General features: G+C 64.5%; 19 protein-coding genes. 10 read left to right on the forward strand and 9 right to left on the reverse strand.

Annotated elements, in window-relative coordinates:
- Position 1 precedes the first annotated feature (1 nt).
- From L7H23_RS00135 to L7H23_RS00145, 3 genes are read right to left on the reverse strand one after another with little or no spacing between them, the layout of a single operon-like run.
- Positions 2 to 682 (reverse strand): hypothetical protein, encoded by a 681-nt coding sequence (locus L7H23_RS00135; RefSeq protein WP_237837352.1) that lies wholly within the window; start codon positions 680 to 682, stop codon positions 2 to 4.
- On the reverse strand, positions 679 to 1,956 hold the full coding sequence (locus tag L7H23_RS00140) for an amidohydrolase family protein (protein ID WP_237837353.1): 1,278 nt from the start codon (positions 1,954 to 1,956) through the stop codon (positions 679 to 681). Before L7H23_RS00140 ends, L7H23_RS00135 begins: the two co-directional genes overlap by 4 nt.
- The gene (locus L7H23_RS00145) at positions 1,929 to 2,840 is read right to left on the reverse strand and encodes a neutral zinc metallopeptidase (RefSeq protein ID WP_237837354.1); all 912 of its coding nucleotides are present in this window, start codon (positions 2,838 to 2,840) and stop codon (positions 1,929 to 1,931) included. Before L7H23_RS00145 ends, L7H23_RS00140 begins: the two co-directional genes overlap by 28 nt.
- A 171-nt stretch (positions 2,841 to 3,011) precedes the next feature.
- Here L7H23_RS00145 and L7H23_RS00150 point away from each other — a divergent pair, with 171 nt between their 5' ends.
- From L7H23_RS00150 to L7H23_RS00170, 5 genes are all read left to right on the forward strand, one after another.
- Positions 3,012 to 4,160: a patatin-like phospholipase family protein gene (locus L7H23_RS00150; RefSeq protein WP_237837355.1), complete on the forward strand. Its 1,149-nt coding sequence runs from the start codon at positions 3,012 to 3,014 to the stop codon at positions 4,158 to 4,160.
- Between the two features lie 25 nt (positions 4,161 to 4,185).
- Positions 4,186 to 4,971 carry a 3-hydroxybutyrate dehydrogenase gene (locus tag L7H23_RS00155; RefSeq protein WP_237837356.1) on the forward strand — a complete coding sequence of 262 codons (786 nt, stop codon included), beginning with the start codon at positions 4,186 to 4,188 and terminating at the stop codon, positions 4,969 to 4,971.
- A 100-nt stretch (positions 4,972 to 5,071) separates the two neighbouring features.
- Positions 5,072 to 5,710: a DUF4893 domain-containing protein gene (locus L7H23_RS00160; protein WP_237837357.1), complete on the forward strand. Its 639-nt coding sequence runs from the start codon at positions 5,072 to 5,074 to the stop codon at positions 5,708 to 5,710.
- 57 nt (positions 5,711 to 5,767) lie between these two features.
- Positions 5,768 to 7,042, forward strand: coding sequence for an amidohydrolase (locus L7H23_RS00165; protein WP_345790413.1), 1,275 nt, complete (start codon positions 5,768 to 5,770; stop codon positions 7,040 to 7,042).
- A 133-nt stretch (positions 7,043 to 7,175) separates the two neighbouring features.
- On the forward strand, positions 7,176 to 8,000 hold the full coding sequence (locus tag L7H23_RS00170; protein WP_237837359.1) for a helix-turn-helix transcriptional regulator: 825 nt from the start codon (positions 7,176 to 7,178) through the stop codon (positions 7,998 to 8,000).
- A 42-nt stretch (positions 8,001 to 8,042) separates the two neighbouring features.
- Here the strand turns inward: L7H23_RS00170 and L7H23_RS00175 are convergent, their stop codons facing one another.
- The 3 genes from L7H23_RS00175 to L7H23_RS00185 all read right to left on the reverse strand — a co-directional run bounded on the left by L7H23_RS00175 (position 8,043) and on the right by L7H23_RS00185 (position 10,491).
- The gene (locus L7H23_RS00175) at positions 8,043 to 8,930 is read right to left on the reverse strand and encodes an alpha/beta fold hydrolase (RefSeq protein WP_237837360.1); all 888 of its coding nucleotides are present in this window, start codon (positions 8,928 to 8,930) and stop codon (positions 8,043 to 8,045) included.
- A 42-nt stretch (positions 8,931 to 8,972) separates the two neighbouring features.
- On the reverse strand, positions 8,973 to 9,668 hold the full coding sequence (locus L7H23_RS00180; protein WP_215353017.1) for a hypothetical protein: 696 nt from the start codon (positions 9,666 to 9,668) through the stop codon (positions 8,973 to 8,975).
- Between the two features lie 67 nt (positions 9,669 to 9,735).
- Entirely contained in the window at positions 9,736 to 10,491 is a 756-nt protein-coding gene (locus L7H23_RS00185) for a crotonase/enoyl-CoA hydratase family protein (protein ID WP_237837361.1), read from the reverse strand.
- A 261-nt stretch (positions 10,492 to 10,752) separates the two neighbouring features.
- Here L7H23_RS00185 and L7H23_RS00190 point away from each other — a divergent pair, with 261 nt between their 5' ends.
- Both L7H23_RS00190 and L7H23_RS00195 read left to right on the forward strand, forming a co-directional pair.
- Entirely contained in the window at positions 10,753 to 10,935 is a 183-nt protein-coding gene (locus L7H23_RS00190; RefSeq protein WP_237837362.1) for a DUF465 domain-containing protein, read from the forward strand.
- Between the two features lie 73 nt (positions 10,936 to 11,008).
- Positions 11,009 to 11,992 (forward strand): TerC family protein, encoded by a 984-nt coding sequence (locus L7H23_RS00195; protein WP_237837363.1) that lies wholly within the window; start codon positions 11,009 to 11,011, stop codon positions 11,990 to 11,992.
- A gap of 29 nt (positions 11,993 to 12,021) precedes the next feature.
- Here L7H23_RS00195 and L7H23_RS00200 read toward each other — a convergent pair whose 3' ends face one another.
- Positions 12,022 to 12,321: a WYL domain-containing protein gene (locus L7H23_RS00200; RefSeq protein WP_237837364.1), complete on the reverse strand. Its 300-nt coding sequence runs from the start codon at positions 12,319 to 12,321 to the stop codon at positions 12,022 to 12,024.
- Positions 12,322 to 12,582: 261 nt separating this feature from the next.
- Entirely contained in the window at positions 12,583 to 14,175 is a 1,593-nt protein-coding gene (locus tag L7H23_RS00205; protein WP_237837365.1) for an isocitrate lyase, read from the reverse strand.
- Positions 14,176 to 14,314: 139 nt separating this feature from the next.
- On the opposite strand from L7H23_RS00205, the gene L7H23_RS00210 reads away from it, so the two are divergent.
- The gene (locus L7H23_RS00210; RefSeq protein WP_237837366.1) at positions 14,315 to 15,703 is read left to right on the forward strand and encodes a short-chain fatty acyl-CoA regulator family protein; all 1,389 of its coding nucleotides are present in this window, start codon (positions 14,315 to 14,317) and stop codon (positions 15,701 to 15,703) included.
- Positions 15,704 to 16,141: 438 nt separating this feature from the next.
- Here L7H23_RS00210 and L7H23_RS00215 read toward each other — a convergent pair whose 3' ends face one another.
- A complete protein-coding gene (locus L7H23_RS00215; RefSeq protein ID WP_237837367.1) occupies positions 16,142 to 16,474 on the reverse strand; it encodes a hypothetical protein in 333 nt (110 codons plus the stop codon).
- A gap of 137 nt (positions 16,475 to 16,611) precedes the next feature.
- Between L7H23_RS00215 and L7H23_RS00220 the strand changes: the two genes are divergently transcribed.
- Both L7H23_RS00220 and L7H23_RS00225 read left to right on the forward strand, forming a co-directional pair.
- On the forward strand, positions 16,612 to 17,904 hold the full coding sequence (locus tag L7H23_RS00220) for an HD-GYP domain-containing protein (RefSeq protein WP_237837368.1): 1,293 nt from the start codon (positions 16,612 to 16,614) through the stop codon (positions 17,902 to 17,904).
- Between the two features lie 60 nt (positions 17,905 to 17,964).
- Positions 17,965 to 19,233 (forward strand): sensor domain-containing diguanylate cyclase, encoded by a 1,269-nt coding sequence (locus tag L7H23_RS00225; protein ID WP_237837369.1) that lies wholly within the window; start codon positions 17,965 to 17,967, stop codon positions 19,231 to 19,233.
- Position 19,234 lies beyond the last annotated feature (1 nt).

Here is a 19,234-nt window from a genome sequence, read left to right on the forward strand (position 1 = left end):
CTTATTCTTCGGGAGCCCTTGGGCATCGTCGGGGTTGCCGCGCCAGCGAGTGGGCCTTTTTCCACGCCGTCCGGAAGAGGCGGTCGCGCTCGGCGGTCGCCGAGAGGTCGTAGTCGATCTGTGTTATGGGATGGCCCTTGCGGTTGACGACCGAGAGCGTGACCATATGTGCCGACTGCAACGTTCCCAAGACATCGATGTCGGTGTCGCCGTTGCCGAGCCATGCCGAGCGGGTATCGCGGGGCGGGATGGTTTTCAGGGGCTCGCCGAACCGCTGATCGGCGTCGAGTTCGATCGATTCGAGCGCGACATACCATGTGTCGCCCTGGTCGATCCGGACCGCGAGCGCCATATCGTCGAACGTACCCTCGGGCGCGTCGATGCTCGACGCAGTGCCCAACGCATCGCTGATCTCGTCGATATTGTCGGCTTCGGCATATTCGTAATAGAGCCTCAGCAGCGGCGCCCCTATGTCGGGCCGCGACGTTTCGGGGCGCGACGATCTGGGTGGCGACCAACCGACACTCAAAAGCGATATGTCGCCATCGCTGCCCGGCTCGACACTGACATCCACACGCGCGTGGCGTTGCCCTGTCGCGCTGGCGGTACAGATCCGCGCGGCGTCGTCTTCCACCGCGGGCTGCCCCGCTTGCAGCAGCAGGGCCATAAGCGAGACGATCATCGGACGATCGCGCCGCCCTTCATCACATGGTCGATCTTTTCGAGCGACCGGATGTCCTGCAGCGGGTCGGCCTTTACGGCGATCATATCGGCATAGCGGCCGGGAACGATCGCGCCGATGTCGCCGCGGCCCATTTCTTCGGACGCGCGGCCGGTGGCTGCCTGAATGGCCTGCATCGGGGTCATGCCGTATCTGACCATATAGGCGAACTGTCTGGCGTTGAGGCCGTGCGGATAGACGCCGGCGTCGGTTGCAAAGCCGATGTTCACGCCCAGCTCGACCGCGCGCTTGAACGCCGCCCGCTGGGTGTCGGTCGTCTCGCGATTCTTGCGGAGATACTCCTCGGGCCAGCCTTCCTTCGTTCCGACGTCGTTGATGTAGTCGCCGTTGTAGATATCCATCGCGAGCCAGGTGCCGTGCTTCTTCGCAAGCTGCAGCGTCTCTTCGTCGGCAAGGCTGGCGTGCTCGATGCTGTCGACGCCGGCATTGATCGCATTCCGGATTCCGATCGCCCCATGCGCATGCGCGGTGACGCGCTTGCCGCGGGCATGCGCAACCTGCACGATCGCGCGCAGCTGGTCGACCGTCAGTTCGGGCGCGCCGGGCTCGGTGCCGATCGCGAGGACCGCGCCGGTCGCGATCGTCTTGATGAAGTCGGCGCCGTGATCGAGCAGCCAGGTCGTCTTTGCCGCGGCTTCCTCGGGCGTCGCGGCGACGCCGAGGCGCATGTCGGGCGGAAGCTGGTCGTTGGGCACGACCCCGTTGAGTTCGCCGCCGCCGCCGGGGATGGTCAGATAGGCGCCGGCGACCCACATGCGCGGGCCGGGCACGTCGCCGCGGTCGATCGCGTTGCGCAGCGCCACGTCGGTCAGCCCGCGATAGGTGCCGACGTCGCGGACGCTGGTGAAGCCCGCGTCGAGCGTCACGCGCGCGTTGCGGGCGCCGACGAGCGCGGTCTCGGCGGGCGAGGCCTTCATCGGCGCGGCCAGATCGGCGCTCTGGCCGAGGTCGGCGAGATGCGTGTGGAGGTCGATCAGCCCCGGCAGGACCGTATAGGCCGACCAGTCGACGATTGTCGCGCCGTCGGGCGCCTTGCCGCAGGGGCCGACCGCCTTGATATGTTCATCGACGATCGTGACGCACTGGCCGGTGCGCACCTCGTTCGACAGGCCGTCGATCAGCCGTCCGGTCTGGACATAGACGGTTTCGGCGGTGGCGGGGACGGCGGCGAGTGCAGCCGCCGCGATCAGAGCGACGCGTTGAAGGTGTCGCACTGTTTCGGATCCCCCGTCTGCAGGCCGCGGCGCAGCCATGTCATGCGCTGTTCGCTCGTCCCGTGCGTGAAGCTTTCGGGCACCGGCCGCTGCCCCGCAGAGCGCATCAGCGTGTCGTCGCCGATCGCGTTCGCGGCGCGCATCGCTTCTTCCATGTCGCCCGGCTCCATGACGGGCTGACCGTCCTTGTTCCGCGCCCGGTTCGCCCAGACCCCGGCGTAGCAATCCGCCTGCAGTTCCATACGGACCTGATAGGCATTGCCTTCCGCCTGCGACGACCGCTGCTGCGCGCGGCGCACCTGATCCGAAACGCCGGTTATCGTCTGGATGTGGTGCCCGACCTCGTGCGCAACGACATAGGCTTGCGCGGCATCGCCTGCCGCACCGAAACGACCCGCCAATTCGTTGAAGAAGGCCGTGTCGAGGTAAATCCCGTGATCGGCGGGGCAGTAGAAGGGGCCCATCGCCGATTGTGCCGCGCCGCATCCCGACGTGTTCTGGTCGGTGAAGAAGCGCAGGCCGGGTTCGGGATAGTTGTTGATCTGGCTGCCCCAGAAGCGGTTGGTGGAGCTGAACACCTGACAGGCGAAACGCTCTGCCTGCGTATCGCACGCCGCCGCGCCGGCCTGCTGCGAGCCGCGGCTGTCGGCCGCCGGATCGGCAGTGCTGCCGCCGGTCAGGCTCTGCAGGCCCCCGCCGAAGAACAGGAACGCCAGAACGCCAAGGATCAGGATGGTTCCGCAGCCCATCTTGCGCCCCAGAAGCATCGGCAAGAGGCCGATGAGCAAGCCGCCCATTCCGCCGCCACCGCCGCCCCCGAAACCGCCGCCTCCGCGCCCGAGGTCCTGGATATCGTCTCCGGGATCATAATCGTCGAGGCGCATCAGGGTCCCTCCAGCGCTAAGTGCCTGTCTCTGCCCGATAGTGACAGCAGGGCGGGGCAATTGGAAGGGGGTTCGCGCGCACGTCATACCTTTGGTTGGCTTGCAATCTTTCCTGTTGCGGTGCACAAATGGCGTGCGGGTGCCGACCGCAGAGAAGGATCATCCGAGTCCATGCCTCGCCGTGCCGCGCGTGCAGCCTTGCCGCTTCCCGATATCGTCGTGCTGGTCCTGCAGGGAGGCGGTGCGCTCGGCGCCTTTCAGGCGGGGGTTTACGAGGCGCTGATCGATCTCGGCATCGAGCTCGACTGGGTGGCCGGAATTTCGATCGGCGCGGTCAACGCCGCGATCATCGCCGGGAATCCCCGCGACGAGGCCGTCGCGAAGATGCGTGAATTCTGGGACATCGTGTCGTCTGCGCTGCCGTCGCTGCCGCTGATCGACAATGATCTCGTCCGCGAATGGACCCACCTTGGCGCGGCAGCGCAGGTCACGACGTTCGGGGTGCCGGGCTTTTTCGTGCCGCGGATACCTCCGCCGATGTTCGCCGAGCGACAGACGCCCGCGGCGGTCAGCTTCTATGACACGACGCCGCTGATCGCGACGCTCGACCGGCTGGTCGACTGGGACCGGCTCAACGACGGCAAGGTCCGGCTGTCGGTTGGCGCGGTCGCGGTCGAGACGGGCAATTTCCGCTACTTCGACACGACGACCGATCGCATCGACGCGCGGCACATCCTCGCATCGGGCGCGCTGCCGCCTGGCCTGCCGCCGGTCGAGATCGACGGGGTCTGGTACTGGGACGGGGGGCTCGTCTCGAACACGCCGCTCGAGCATGTCGTCGAGAGCGCGGACGAGGATATGCTGGTCTTTCAGGTCGATCTGTTCCCCGCGCGCGGCGAGCGGCCGCACGATCTGGAGGAAGCGTGGTCGCGCGAGAAGGATATCCGTTATTCCAGCCGCACACGGCGCATCTCCGACGGCCTCGTCCGTCGCCGCAAGGAGCACCGGCTGATCGACCGCATGCTGGCGAAATTGCCGGCGGAGTATGCCGATCTTCCCGAGGTGAAGGCGGTGCGCAATATGGTCGACTGCAGGGCGCTGAACGTCGTCCAGCTGATCCACGAGCCGCCGGCCTGGCAAACGGGCGCGCGCGATTTCGAATTCTCGCGCTCGACGATGGAAGTGAACTGGGCGCTGGGCAAGGCAGCCGTCGAGGCGGCAATGAAAGACGGAAAATTGCTCGCCGAAAGCATCGTCGAAGGGCGCTCCGACAGTTTCGCGGTCCGGTCGGGCGACCTCCGCCCGAAGGCCGGCCAATAATCTCCCCCCGCTGAAAGGATTGAATATGCGACTCTCAGGCAAGACGGCTCTCGTCACCGGATCGACCTCGGGCATCGGGCTTGGCATCGCCAAGGCGCTTGCCGCAGAAGGCGCGAACATCATCATCAACGGTTTCGGCGAGGCCGCGGCGATCGAGGCCGAGCGCGCCGCGCTCGAGGTGCTGAACGGCGGCAAGGCGGTCTATGACGGCGCCGACCTCACCAAGCCTGACGAGATCGAGGCGATGTTCCAGCGCGCCGACAAGGATCTGGGCGGGGTCGATATCCTCGTGAACAATGCGGGCATGCAGTTCGTTTCGCCGGTCGAGGATTTCCCGCCCGAGAAATGGGACATGATCATCGCGCTCAACCTGACGGCCTCGTTCCACACGATCCGCCATGCCGTACCGGGGATGCGGAAGAAGGGATGGGGACGGATCATCGCGACCGCGTCGGCGCATTCGCTCGTCGCCTCGCCGTTCAAGTCGGCCTATGTCACCGCGAAGCACGGGCTCGCCGGCCTGACCAAGACGGTCGCGCTTGAGGTTGCCGAGGCCGGGATCACCGTGAACTGCATCAGCCCGGGCTATGTCTGGACGCCGCTGGTCGAGAACCAGATTCCCGACACGATGAAGGCGCGCAAGATGACGCGCGAGCAGGTGATCAACGACGTCCTGCTCGCGGGTCAGCCGACCAAGCAATTCGTCACCGTCGAGCAGGTCGCGGCGATCGCGAGCTTCCTGACGCGCGACGAGGCGGCGAACATCACCGGGGCCAATCTCAGCGTCGACGGCGGCTGGACCGCCGCCTGATCCGGTCGCATTCGGGTGCGGCCTTGAGCATTTTCCTTTCCCCTCCTAAGGTTAACCAAAGACCGACCAGGAGGGACGGAGCATGCGGGGTCGCATCCCAATGATTTCAACGCTGGCGCTGGGGCTTGCCCTCGGCGCCTGCCAGACGGTGCCGTCGATGCCGACGTCTGCCGCCGACAAACCGCCCGTCGAGGCGAGCGATGCCGGTACGTGGCGCGCAACGGCGACGGCACAGGACAAGGACCGTATCCGCAACTGGTATTCGAGCTGGACCGCTGCGCTCGCCGATGCGCGTGCCAAGGGCTATGGCGCGAGCATCGATCGCGAAGGCGTCCTGCTCCAGCCCCGGGCCGCGCTACCGAATCCGCATCTTCCCCCCGGCGACTATCGCTGCCGCACGGTCAAGGTCGGCACGCAGGGGCGCGGGACGATCGGCTATATCGCCTATGACTGGTTCCGTTGCCGCGTCGCGCCCGAGCAAGGGCTGACGAGCATGACCAAGCTGACCGGGTCGCAGCGCCCGGTGGGGCTGGTCTTTCCCGACAATCTGACGCGGCAGGTCTTCCTTGGCACGCTGGTGCTCGGCGACGAGTCGATGGCGGTCAGCTATGGCAGCGACCGGATGCGCGACATGGCGGGGCTGGTCGAGCGTATCGGCGACAATCGCTGGCGGCTGGTGCTGCCGTCGCCGGCCTATGAATCCTTGCTCGACGTGATCGAGCTCGTTCCGGCAAACTAGACGGGGGAAATCGACATGCGGATCTTGTGGACGGGCGTTGCCGCCCTTGCTCTCGCAATGCCTGTATCGGCTCAGGATCTGGACGGCGAAGTCCAGAAGCAGATGCCGTCGCTGATGAACATCTACAAGGATCTGCATGCCAATCCCGAACTCAGCTTCATGGAAGTGCGCTCGGCCGGCATTCTGGCGGCCGAGGCGCGCAAGCTGGGGTTCGAGGTAACCGAAAAAGTAGGCGGAACGGGCGTCGTCGCGGTGCTGAAGAATGGCGCGGGGCCGGTGGTCCTCGTCCGCGCCGACATGGACGGGCTGCCGGTGGTCGAACAGACCGGGCTTCCCGGAGCGTCGAAGGTACGCGTTACCACCAAGGAAGGCGTCGAAACCGGCGTGATGCACGCGTGCGGCCACGATACGCATATGACCGCCTGGGTGGGCGTCGCGCGGCTGATGGCGGCGAACAAGGACAAATGGTCGGGCACACTGGTGATGATCGGCCAGCCCGCCGAGGAGCGCGGCGCGGGTGCGCGGATGATGCTCGCCGACGGGCTCTATACGCGCTTCCCCCGGCCGCAATATGCGATCGCCTTCCACGATGCCGCGGGCTTTCCGGCGGGGATGATCGGCTATACGCCGGGCTATGCGCTCGCCAATGTCGACAGCGTCGATATCCTCGTAAAGGGACTCGGCGGGCATGGCGCCTATCCGCAGGCGACGAAGGATCCGATCGTGCTCGCCAGCCGGATCGTGACCTCGCTGCAGACGCTCGTTTCGCGCGAGATCAGCCCGCTCGACAGCGCGGTGGTGACGGTCGGCAGCTTTCACGCCGGCGCCAAGCATAATATCATCCCGGACGAGGCGCGGCTGCAGCTGACCGTGCGGAGCTACACCGACGAGGTGCGGGCAAAGCTGCTCGACGGGATCGCACGGATCGCGAAGGGCGAGGCGATCGCGGCGGGCATTCCCGAGGACAGGATGCCCGTCGTGACCGTCGAAAAGGACGAGTTCACCCCGGCGATGTTCAACACGGTCGACTTCACGAACGAAATGGCGGGCTTCCTCAAGACCCGCTTCGGCGAGAAGCGCGTCATGCAGTTGCCGCCGGTGATGGGTGGCGAGGATTTCAGCCGCTTCTCGCGCGAAGAGAACAAGGACATCAAGAGCCTGATCATCTGGGTCGGCGGTGTGCCGCAGGCCGAGTTCGATGCGGCGAAGAAGGAAGGCCGGACCCTGCCGAGCCTTCACTCGCCCTTCTGGGCGCCCGATGCCCCCGTCGTCATTTCGACCGCGACCGAGGCGCTGACGGCGATGGCGATGAAGTTGATGCCGAAGGGGTAGGGGGAAAGGCAGAAAGCCGTCATTTGCGGACGCGGAACGGCTCGTCGAAACGGACCGGGGCCGATCGGGCCATGCTATCGTTTCCCAAATAAATTGGGATAGACCTGTCCGTGAGGCTGTGGTGAGCGAGGATATGCCTGCCAAAGACCCTGTATCCAGCTTGTCCGCGTGCCTTACCGACCGGGAGCTGGAAATTCTGCGCCTGCTGGCTGCAGGGCATACCGTGAAGACGATCGCCGCGCGTCTCGATCGTTCGGAAACCTCGATCAACGAGCGTTTGCGTACAGCCCGCCGCAAAACGGGTGTCGGCAGCAGCCGCGAACTGGCGCGTCTTGTGGATGCCCAGAAAAATTGTGACAAAAATATCGATCTTTCGGCGCAGCGCTCCTCCGTGGAGGACTTGGCACACACCGCGACCATCGGGGTTCGCGGGTCGAAAGGAATGATCGTCATGCTTATCGCACTACCCATGGCTGCAGCCGGATTGATGATCGCGGTCGCGCCGTCCGCCGATCCCGCCGCAAAGCGGGATACCGTTTACAGCACGGCATCGCAGCAACCGCCGCTGGCCGGAAGCTGGTCGCTGGATGCGTCGCAGATGCCGGAGGAAGAGCGCCCCCGACGGGTGACGATGACCTTCCGCGCATCGCCTGACGGAAAATGGACGACGCGCGTCGAAATCGTCGCACCCGACGGTTCCAGCAAGCATTCGGAATCGACCGCCGCTCTCGATGGCGTCGCGGTGCCGATCACCGGAAATATGGACTTCATCGACAGCGTTGCGCTGCGCCAGCCGGCTCCGAACACGCTGGTCATGACCTTGGGAAAGGCGGGCGCCCGGGTGTCGACGCGGGTCTATACCGTGGCCAAGGACCGGAAAACCATGACCGAAACGATCGTCTGGTCCGGCGACAATCGTCAAAAACTGGAAACGACGCACTTCAATCGCATCGATTGATCGCGACCTGAACGCGCGCGGATTGCAGCGGAGGGGTGGTGACTATTTCCCGGCTTCCAGGGTTTTGAGCCATCCCAGAACCTCCGCCTGCAACCGTATGCGTGCATCGGACCAGCTATGGTCGGTCGCAACGTGCAGCGTTTTCAGTTTCGTTCCGCCGCCGGCAGCGATCGCCTTGGTCAGCCCGTCGCTCATCCCGGCAAGACCGTCGTCGGAGGTCAGCACGAACAGATTCGTCTGCATCAGGTCCGGTGCTGCTTTCGCGAAGTCGAAGCGGTCCTTGTTGGCGATAATCTCGTCGGCCATCGCTTCGGGCGTCGCTCCCGCCAGCGCTTCCATGCCGTTACGAGCAAGCAGCGCCGCGGCCTGATCGCGCGGGAGGGAGCCGATCAGGCCCATATTGCCCGCCGAAATCATCGTCGCGCCGAGCAGGTCCCTGTCGTGCGCGGCGGTGAGGGCGGCGACCCAGCCGCCCATGCTGTGGCCGATGATGACGAGGCGTTTCGGGTCGATCCGGAGTTTCGCGGCGTTGGCGGGATCGCGCGCGAAGGCGAGCACGGCGTTCGCGTCCTCCAGATTGCCCGCGAAGCGGTAATCGCCGGGGCTGCCCCACGAGCCGCGATAGTTGAAGGTGATCACCGTCCAGCCCGCGCGGCGCATCGCCTGCGCGAGGTCGAGATTCTTCTCGTTCCCCGGCAAGCCGTGGCAGAGGATAACGGTCGGATGCGGCCCGGCGCCCGCGGCGACATAGACGACGCCGTTGATCTCGACCCCGCCGCTGGGGATGTGGACGACCTCCATCGCGGCGGGATTGGCCTTGTCGACGGGCGGATCGGTGTAGATGACGGCGGGGAGTTCGGGCGGCTGCGCGAATGCGCCGCCGGTCAGCATTGGAGGCAGGGCGAGCAGCGCGGCGATCCAGGTCTTCATCGTTTTTCCCCGTTGATTTCGAAGCTGCGCCGCGACCGCTCGCTACTCCTGTTTTTCCACCATTCTAATGTTGAAATCTAGGTAACCAGCCACATTCAACGTGAAGACAACTCCGCCAAAACACTCATAATGCGTTCGAGGTGTCACAAAGATGTTCAACGATTTGATCGGCTGTCCTTCTCCGTCCTTCATCTCGCGATAGGATCGTGCAAAAATTAAGAGCTGGACGGAATCAACACGATTCTCACCGAAATGAACATCGCATTGGAGGCGATCCTTTTCGTTTCGGGAATCGACGTAGACAAACATGTCGGGGCTCCCGAGTGCGGCTATATCGTATATGTCGTCGCCAGCGATCAGCGGATTATCAGTTATGTCAAAACGAGCGAAGCGTAGATTGCCACCAAGACCAAGTTTGCGACCGAGCGACACGTTGGCCGCCTTGTAAAGCTCTAGAAAATCGGAAAATCGTACGAGGCCGTCGGCCGATATCCGGATACGCCCGTCGGGCTTGTTTTGGATGACTGTCAGAAAATCTGCAGCAGAGATTCGATCTCCATTGCGGCGAAGGTTGCCGTCGACGAGCAAATCATATTCGTCGATATCGGGGGCCTCCTCATCGTGATATTTATCGACTAACGGCCAAGACATAAGGCTCATGCTGTCTAGGACTCTATAAGATTGCTGTGCTGCCGCCATGCCGGACCAAGGCACAGTAAACATTAAGGCAGCGGTCATTTTCCAGAGGTTTATCCGTGCTATCAACTGGCGTCCTTTCTCTAAATTTCTTTGTGCTTGCGAGGGACTAGCTGATCGATGCTCCACCCCATCTCACACCTTCGATAAAGCGTCTGGCTCCCGCCGCGGCGCCTTCGCGTAGCGGGGCGACACCCGCATGGGCTTCGTATGAAAGCGCCCCCTCGATATCAAAATCCCATTGGCGGTAGGCGCTGAGGCGGTCGCTGTTCATGCACGGCTGCGGGAAGGCGGAGATCTGCTTGGCGAGTTCGATGGCGGCGGTAAGGGCCGTGCCATCGGCGACCAATCGGTCGGCGAGGCCGATGCGAAGCGCTTCGTCGGCCGCGACGGGGCGGCCGGTCAGGATCATATCCATCGCGCGGCCCTGTCCGACGATGCGTGGCAGGCGAACGGTGCCGCCATCGATCAGCGGCACGCCCCAGCGGCGGCAATAGACGCCGAATATGGCGCTTTCTGCCGCAACGCGCATGTCGCACCAGAGCGCGAGTTCGAGTCCGCCGGCGACGGCATGGCCCTCGACCGCAGCGATCACCGGTTTCCCGAGCAGCATTCGTGTCGACCCCATCGGACCGGGACCATCGGGGTCGTAGCGAGAGGTGCCGACCGCGCCGAGATCGAAACCTGCGCAGAATTGGCCGGAACTGCCGGTCAGGATCGCGACACGCGCGTTATCGTCCTTCGCAAAGGCCGTGAACGCCTCGCGGAGCGCCAGCGCGGTCAGCGGATCGACGGCGTTGCGCTTGGCGGGCCGGTCGATGGTGACGGTCGTCACCGGGCCATCATGGTCGATCCGTACGGTCATGGTTTCCCCTCCCAACGCTCGGCGATCCGATGCCCTGACGGGCTAGCACGACCGGAGGGGGAGGGGCAAAGCCTTGCAACGCGCCCCGCGCTACCCTACATAGAGGTCATGCGGGCCGGGCCCCTCTGGCGTCGGCGGAAGAAATTCCGCCACGTGATGTCGGACCGCATCGGGTGACACCGATGCTTGGCCTACCTCCCCCCTCAATCCCGGGTCCGGCGTCGGCGTCACCTGCTTGATTTCATCAATCAGGAGGCCCCTATGACTTTCAAATCGCGTTTTTACCGGCTGACCGAACTGCACCGTCAGATCGACGATGCGCTGCGCCGCGAGAACCGACGCCGCGGCGCCGATCCGTTCCGGCTGCTGCGGCTGAAGACGCTGAAGCTCGCGGTGCGCAAACGGCTTGCGAGCCTGTCGCGCCAGCCCGCGCTCGCGATCTAACCCACCATAAGACAAAGCCAGAGACGCTGCCCGAACAGGGCGGCGCCTTTGGCGCATGCCAGGGATCATCATCATGGAATTTCTGTTTGCCGACTGGCTGGGCACCCCGGCCTGGTTCTGGCTTGCCTTTATCAGCCTCGTCGTCGCATTGACCGCCTTCGATCTCGGGATCCTCAACAAAGAGAATAAGGAGATGGGAATCGGCGAGAGCCTGAAGCTCTCGGTGCTCTACATCACGATCGCGCTAGCGTTCGGTGCGTGGATCTGGATCGAAAAGGGCGGCGAGGCCGGCCTGCAATATTACACCGGCTTCTTCATCGAGAAGGCGCTGTCGATCGACAATATCTTCGTCATTTCGTTGATCTTCGCGACCTTCGCGATCCCGCCGCGCTATCAGTATCGCGCGCTCCTCTGGGGGATCGTCGCGGTGATCGTGCTGCGCGGGATCATGATCGCGGGCGGCGCGGCGCTGGTCACCGAATATGGCTGGCTGCTGTATGTCTTCGCGGCGTTCCTCGTGTTCACGGGCATCAAGATGCTGTTCGCAGGCGATAAGCCGATGGACGTTGCGGGCAACCCGGTCGTCAAATGGCTGTCGCGTCACATTCCGATCACGCACGAGCTGCACGGCGAGAAATTCTTCGTGCGCGTGCCCGATACGAAGACAGGCAAGCTCGCGCTTGCGGCGACGCCGTTGTTCCTCGCGCTTGTCGTGATCAACCTCGCCGACCTGGTGTTCGCGGTCGACAGCGTACCCGCGATCTTCGCGATCACGACCGATACCTTCATCGTCTATACGTCGAACATCATGGCGATCCTCGGCCTGCGCGCGCTCTATTTCGCGCTCGCGGCGATGGTGCACCGCTTCCACTATCTGAAATATGCGCTGGCGCTGGTACTGGTGTTCATCGGCTCGAAGATCTTCGTCGCCGACTTCGTCCTTGGCGGCGACAAGTTCCCGCCGCTGGTCAGCCTCGGCGTGACGGTCGCGCTGATTGCGGGCGGCGTGATCTGGTCGCTCGTCAAGACGAAGAGCGAGGAGCCTGCGGCAATGTGATGCGAGGGGCGGGCGGAAACGCCCGCCTCTTACACCGCCATCAGCAGGACATCGTCGTCGCGCGGAGCCGCGGCCTCGAACGAGGGCAGGGGCTCGAACTCTTCGTCCTCGACCTGCGCGGCGCCAAGCCCGTCGAGCTTGAAATGACCGAGCCGGCGTTCGTCGTCGGAGCGCCAGGCCTTGTCGAGATTGAGCGCGCTGATGAACAGCGAACCGTGGCGTTCGAACATCTGGTGCGGGGCCAGCGTCATGCGCGTGCCGTTATACTGGGCGGTGACCCGCCGACGGCGCGCGATGGCTTCCATCACCTTCAACCGTGTTTCGTCCATTGAAATTACCTTGGGGAGGATTTTGTGCGTTGCAGCAAGATGCACATTCCGCCCTTGGCGGGCAAGTGGAAAACGTTGTCATAAACACAGCTTTCCTTGCCCCGCGCCCAGTAAAAATGTCCGCCGGAGGCCTTTCGGCTTCCGACGGACAGGCTTTCCTCCCCAGGAAAGCTCGGGAGGCGCGGGGCTTAGGTCGCAAGGGCCCCGCGCCAAGAAGGGTGACGCGAGGGGGTGCAACGGGCCCCTCGCGCCGAACTCGTATCAGGCGGCGAACTGGTTCATCGTATTGTCCTTGCCCGCGGCCTTCAGGGCCGCTTCGCCGGCGAAATATTCCTTGTGGTCGTCACCGATGTCGCTGCCCGACATGTTCTGGTGCTTCACGCAGGCGATGCCCTGACGGATCTCGGCACGCTGGACGCCCTTGACGTAGCCGAGCATCGCTTCGTCGCCGAAATATTCCTTGGCGAGATTGTCGGTCGACAGCGCCGCGGTGTGATAGGTCGGCAGCGTGATCAGGTGGTGGAAGATACCCGCCCGCTTCGCCGCGTCGCGCTGGAAGGTGCGGATACGGTTGTCGGCCTCTTCACCCAGCGGCGTTGCGTCATAGTCGGCGCTCATCAGCTTGGCGCGGTCATAGGCGCCGACGTCCTTGCCCTCGGCGCTCCACGCGTCGAACACCTGTTGGCGGAAGTTCAACGTCCAGTTGAAGCTGGGCGAATTATTGTACGCGAGCTTCGCGTTGGGGACGACTTCGCGGATGCGGTCGACCATGCCGGCGATCTGTTCGATATGCGGCTTTTCGGTCTCGATCCAGAGGAGGTCGGCGCCGTTCTGAAGGCTGGCGATGCAGTCCATCACGCAGCGGTCTTCGCCGGTTCCTGAACGGAACTGATAAAGGTTCGAGGGCAGGCGCTTCGGGCGCATCAGCTTGCCGTCGCGGTTGATCAGGACGTCGCCGGGGTTGCCCGCGCCTTCGACCTCTTCGCAGTCGAGGAAGCTGTTATACTGGTCGCCAAGGTCGCCGGGCTGTTTCGAGAAGGCGATCTGCTTGGTCAGGCCCGCGCCGAGGCTGTCGGTGCGCGTCACGATGATGCCGTCCTCGACGCCGAGTTCCATGAAGGCGTAGCGGCAGGCGCGGATCTTCGCGATGAAATCCTCGTGCGGCACGGTGACCTTGCCGTCCTGATGGCCGCACTGCTTTTCATCCGAGACCTGGTTCTCGATCTGGAGCGCGCAGGCGCCGGCCTCGATCATCTTCTTGGCGAGCAGATAGGTCGCCTCGGCATTGCCGAAGCCCGCGTCGATGTCGGCGATGATCGGCACGACATGCGTTTCATGATTGTCGATCGCCGACTGGATCTGCTTGGCCTTGAGCTCGTCGCCCTCGGCGCGTGCGGCGTCGAGGTCGCGGAACAGCATGCCGAGTTCGCGGGCGTCGGCCTGACGCAGGAAGGTGTAGATTTCCTCGATCAGCGCGGGAACGCTGGTCTTTTCGTGCATCGACTGGTCGGGCAGAGGGCCGAATTCGCTGCGCAGCGCGGCGATCATCCAGCCCGAGAGGTAGATGTAGCGGCCCTTCACCGTGCCGAAATGCTTCTTGATCGAGATCATCTTCTGCTGCGCGATGAAGCCGTGCCAGCAGCCGAGCGACTGGGTGTAATTCGCGGGGTCGGCGTCATAGGCGGCCATGTCGGCGCGCATGATCCGTGCGGTGTAGCGGGCGACGTCGAGGCCGGTACGGAACTTGTTCTGGGCGCGCATGCGGGCGATGCTTTCGCCGCTGATGCCGTCCCACGTGCCGTCATAGTCGCGGATGAGGCGACCTGCCTGTGCCATGTCTTCCTGATAACCCATCGTCGTATCCTTGTGAGGAGGTGATGGGTGGATGTTGGCGAAGGTGCCGCACAAAGTGAAAAGCTTTGTCAATAATATTTGTGAAATATGCCGATAAGGTGTAAATCAGCGTGTAAATCAGTAAAGAAAGTTACAATCCATGGCGGAGCGGCGGGTGTTTGCGGGGCCGGCGGTGCGCAAGGTGCGGCGCGAGGCGGCGATGACGCAGGCGGCGATGGCCGAGGCGCTCGATATCTCGCCGAGCTATCTCAACCTGATCGAGCATGGCCAGCGGCCATTGTCCGCAACGGTGATCGTGCGGCTGGCCGAGCGTTTCGGCTTCGACGCGGCGAAGCTGGGCGCGGAGGAGCTGCCGGGCGGGCTCGCGGGCCTGCGGCGGCGGCTCGCCGATCCGCGCTTCGCCGATCTGGGGATCGGTGCGCACGAGGTCGAGGAGTGGCTGCAGACGGCGCCCGCGACGGCCGCCGCCTTCGCCCGGCTGTTCGATGCGGCACCCGAGGGCCGCGCGGAAGGCGAAGGCGATGCGCCCGAAGTTGCCGCGGTGCGCCGCGCGATCGAAAAATGGCGCAACCATTTTCCCGATCTCGATGCCCGCGCCGAGGAACTCGCCGACGAGCTGCGGCTTGCGGGAGGCGACCTCTATGGGACGATATCAGAGAGGCTCCGCACGCGGCACCAGCTCGGCATCCGTATCCTGCCCTCGGATGTGATGCCCGATCGGCTGCGCTGGCTCGACTGGCATGCGCGGCAGTTGATGCTGAACGAGCTGCTGCGCCCGGCCTCGCGTACCTTTCAGGCCGCGGCGACGCTGGCCCAGATCGAGGCGAAGGCCGAGATCGACGCGCTCGTCGCCGGCGCCGAATTCGCCGAGGCGGCGGCGGCGCGGATGTTCGAGCGGCATCTGATCCATTATTTCGCGGCGGCGCTGATGATGCCGTACGGCCGCTTCCTGCGCGCCTGCGATGCGACGGGATACGACCTGCTGTTGCTCCAGCGGCGCTTCGGCGCGGGCTATGAGCAGGTCGCGCACCGGCTGACGACGTTGCAGCGCGTCGGCGCGCGCGGGCTGCCCTTCTTCATGCTGCGCGTGGACCGCGCGGGGCAGGGGAGCAAGCGCTACGCCGGGGCGAGCCAGTCGCCGCTGGTCGACGGCGACGCGCGCTGCCCCCTGTGGGGTATCCACGAGGCCTTCGCACGCCCCGGCGAAGTGGTCGCCGATCTGGTCGAACTGGAAGACGGCTCGCGCTGGTTCACCCAGTCGCGCAGCGTCGCGGCTCCGGGTGCGACGGGCAGCGGCACGCCCGCACGCTTTGCCGTCTGTGTCGGCGTCGATGCCAAGGTTGCGGCGCCGCTGGTCGCGGCACGCGGTCTCGACCTGATGCGCTCGCCCTCAACCCCGATCGGCCTTGGCTGCCGCCGCTGCACGCGCAGCGGCTGCATCCAGCGCTCCACGCCGCCGCTGGGCCGTCCGCTGCGGTTCCGCGAGGGCGAGCGCGGTGTGAGCGCGTTCGATTTTGCGGGGGATTAGAGGGTATCGCTGAAGGCGTCTTTGGGGTGGAGAGCCGACCTACGCTATCATGGCGCAATGGCCCCAAAAACGCCCCAGACATCTTCAATTTGACCATCTTTGGAGCGCCAGCGAACTGACCAGAGCGTCTTGATGATTAGCCCTCGCGTGAGTGTCGCCGAACGAACAGGCCCGCTACCCCGATGTAGCCGAAATCCCTCAGAGGCAACCTGAGAGATTAGATCATCTTCGCTGCTACCAATCGGGAACTGCAATTTTACCCGCCTATCAAACTCCCTCTCACCTTCCTTGTAAGTGGTGGGCAGTCCTTTGCCCAGTTCCGGCGTTCGTGGGTATGGCCAACGCATGTTCGAGTGATTGCAATATTTCGTGACGGCCGCAACCGGTCGTCTCCTGTCATCATTGCAAGACCGGAACTGCGCGGCTGAAACGGGGTGGTTAGCCGACATCAACCAGTCGTGCGCAGGGTGTATCTCCGTCCACCCTTATCTTCGTATGCCAGTGGCGTGTGACGTAACCCGATCGCTTGCGAACCCCATTTGAGCATCCGACTTCAATCGATCCCTCGACGTTGGGCATGGCGTAAAATCTGCCGTTCCAAAGCTTATGGAGCGCCTGTTCCCGCCCATGACCGTCCGTCACCACTGCGCTCTCAACGCCGCCTGTTTCATCGACGACGACGGCCGATCCAGACAGCCAAAAGAAGATGGCGATAATCGCCGTGACGACCGCGGCGACCAGCCAAGGCAATGGTTGGGAGGGTATTTCCATTTGAGAAGGCTAGCGAGGCCGTCAATTGTCCGCAACCGGTCGCAAACTGGCATCGCGCCCATTTAAGAATCGCGTTCAAATGCCGTAGTTTGACGATGGCGGTGGGCGCTGTCGGATTTTTGGGACCGTTTTGAGGAATGCTGGTTCGGATCAAACCGGAGGATGTCGAGATCGGCATGTTCATCCACGCCTTTGAAGGGTCGTGGTTCGATCACCCGTTCTGGACGAAGCATTTCCGGGTCGAGACGGCCGAGCAGTTGCTGCGCATCCGCAGTTCGGCGATCGAGGGGCTGGTCATCGACCGGAGCCGCAGCCGCCCGACCCCCGGCGAGGATCCCGCGAAATCCGCCGCAGCGGAGCCGGGCGCGGGCGAGCCTTCGCCTCGAACGGACGCGCCCCCGGTACGCCGCCGCGAGCCGGTCAGTTTCGGGAAGCCGTCGGGGCCGCCGCGCGACGAGCCGCGCGTCCGGCCGGGCTACAAGGGCGAGCGCAGCCGCGCGCGGCCGGCGATCGACCGGTCGCGCGACGCGGTCGCCACCATGTTCGAGACCGCGCGCCTCGGCCGGGCGGTCGAGGCACGGCGGATGGTGCCGCTGGCGCGGGCGATCGGCAATTCGATCGAACGCGACGCCCGCGCGCTGATCAATCTCGTCCGCCTGAAGAACAAGGACGAATATACCTATCTCCACTCGGTCGCGGTCTGCGCGCTGATGATGAATTTCGGCCGCCATCTGGGGCTGGAGGAGCCGGTGGTCCAGGACCTGGGCGTGGCCGGGCTGCTCCACGATCTTGGCAAGGTCGCGATCGCCGACGACGTGCTGAACAAGAAGGGCGGCCTGTCGGACGTCGAATGGCATTCGGTGCGCGCGCATCCGCTTGCCGGTCATGCCCTCCTCGAAAATTCGTCGGGCGTACCCGAGGCGGCTTTGGAGGTCTGTCTGCGCCATCACGAGAAGATCGACGGCGGCGGCTATCCCGACGGTCTGCGCGGCGAAGCGCTGTCGCTGTTCGCGCGGATGGGCGCGATCTGCGACGTCTATGACGCGGTGACCTCCGACCGGCCGTACAAGAGCCCGTGGACGCCGTGCGAGGCGCTGACCGAGATGAAAAGCTGGGAAGGGCATTTCGACGCGGCGCTGCTCGATCGCTTCGCCGATAGCCTGGGCATCTATCCGGTCGGTACGCTCGTCCGCCTGTCGACGGGCGAGCTGGGTATCGTGATGGGCAGCGACGGCGAAGCCTATGAGGATGTCGTGGTGCGCGTCTTCTTCGACTGCGAGACGCTGGGCGAATGCGAACCCTTCGATCGCGCGATCGCGCCGTCGGCGGAAAATCCCCGCATCGTCGGCCGCGACAGCCCGACCTTCTGGCGCTTTCCGGACTGGCCCATGATGCGGCTGGAGATCATGGCGGCGGATGTCGCGGCATAGGACTCGCCGCGCGCGCAAAATTCTGCAAATAGGCGGGGATATTCAACCGAGTGAGCCCGCGTGACGACCATCAACACCGACGCCTTTCGCACCCTGTTGGAAACTGTGCCCGACGGCTTTTTCGTCCATGACGAAAGCGGCCGGTTTCTGGACGTGAACGCGCAGTCGTGCGCCGATCTCGGCTATTCGCGCGAGGAATTGCTGGGGCTGTCGATAAGCGACATCTCGCGCGGCGCCGATCGGGCCGCGAATGCGAAGCGCTGGGCCGACACGCCGGTGGGGATGGCGACGCGCTTTCGCGAAATTGCCGTTCGCAAGGACGGGTCGAGCTTTCCGGTAGAGATCAGCCTGACATGTCAGGCGATCGACGGCCGCAAGCTGTTCTTCGGGCTGGCACGCGACGTCAGCGAGGGCGATGTCGCGCTGAGAGAGGCGAATGACCGGCTGTCGATGGCGGCGCGCGTCGGCGGGCTGGGCATCTGGGACTATGACATTGCGAACGATGTGCTCGATTGCGACGACCAATGGTACCGGATCATGGGCCGCGATCCCGCCGAGCGGGTGCGACGGATCGCCGAGTTTCGCGAATTCGTTCATCCCGACGACGCCGCCGAAGTGACCGAAGTCGACCTGACCGTGGCGCGTCTGGCCGCCGAGGAGCGCGACTATGGAATGCTCTTTCGCATCTTCCGGCCGGACGGTTCCATGCGCTGGGTCCGGTCGTCGGCGCGGCTGGTCGAGGACGGCGAGGGAAAGCCGGCGCGGGCGGTGGGTTTTGTCGTCGATGTAACCGAATCGCGCCTTGCCGAGCAGAGCCTCGAGCAAAGGGCATTGGAGGATCCGCTGACCGGGCTCGCCAACCGCCGCCGGCTCGACGACGAGCTGGTGAAGGCGTGCCTGCACGCAACGCGCACCGGCGAACCGCTGTCGCTCGCGATGATCGATGTCGATCATTTCAAGCTCTATAACGACGGTGAAGGGCATGTGCGCGGCGATGCGGCACTGAAGGCGCTGGCCGGCATCCTGCAGTCGGTGACGCGGCGCCCCTATGATCTTGCGGCGCGTTATGGTGGCGAGGAATTCCTGCTGTTGCTCCCCGGCGTCGACGAGCCCGAGCCGATCCTGCAGCGGATCGCAGAGGAGCTGGGCGCGCTGCGCATTCCGCACCCGCTGTCGCCGGTCGCGCCGCATCTGACGGTCAGCTGTGGCTGCGTCATCGCGTCCGAACTGGCCGACGTCGCCCCGCTCGACCTGCTCGCCGCGTGCGACCGGGCGCTGTATCAGGCGAAGCAGGGCGGGCGCGACCGGGTCGAGATCGCGCGGCTCTGAT

Origin of the sequence: Sphingopyxis sp. BSN-002 (genome assembly GCF_022024275.1) — a bacterium.
Lineage (GTDB): Bacteria > Pseudomonadota > Alphaproteobacteria > Sphingomonadales > Sphingomonadaceae > Sphingopyxis.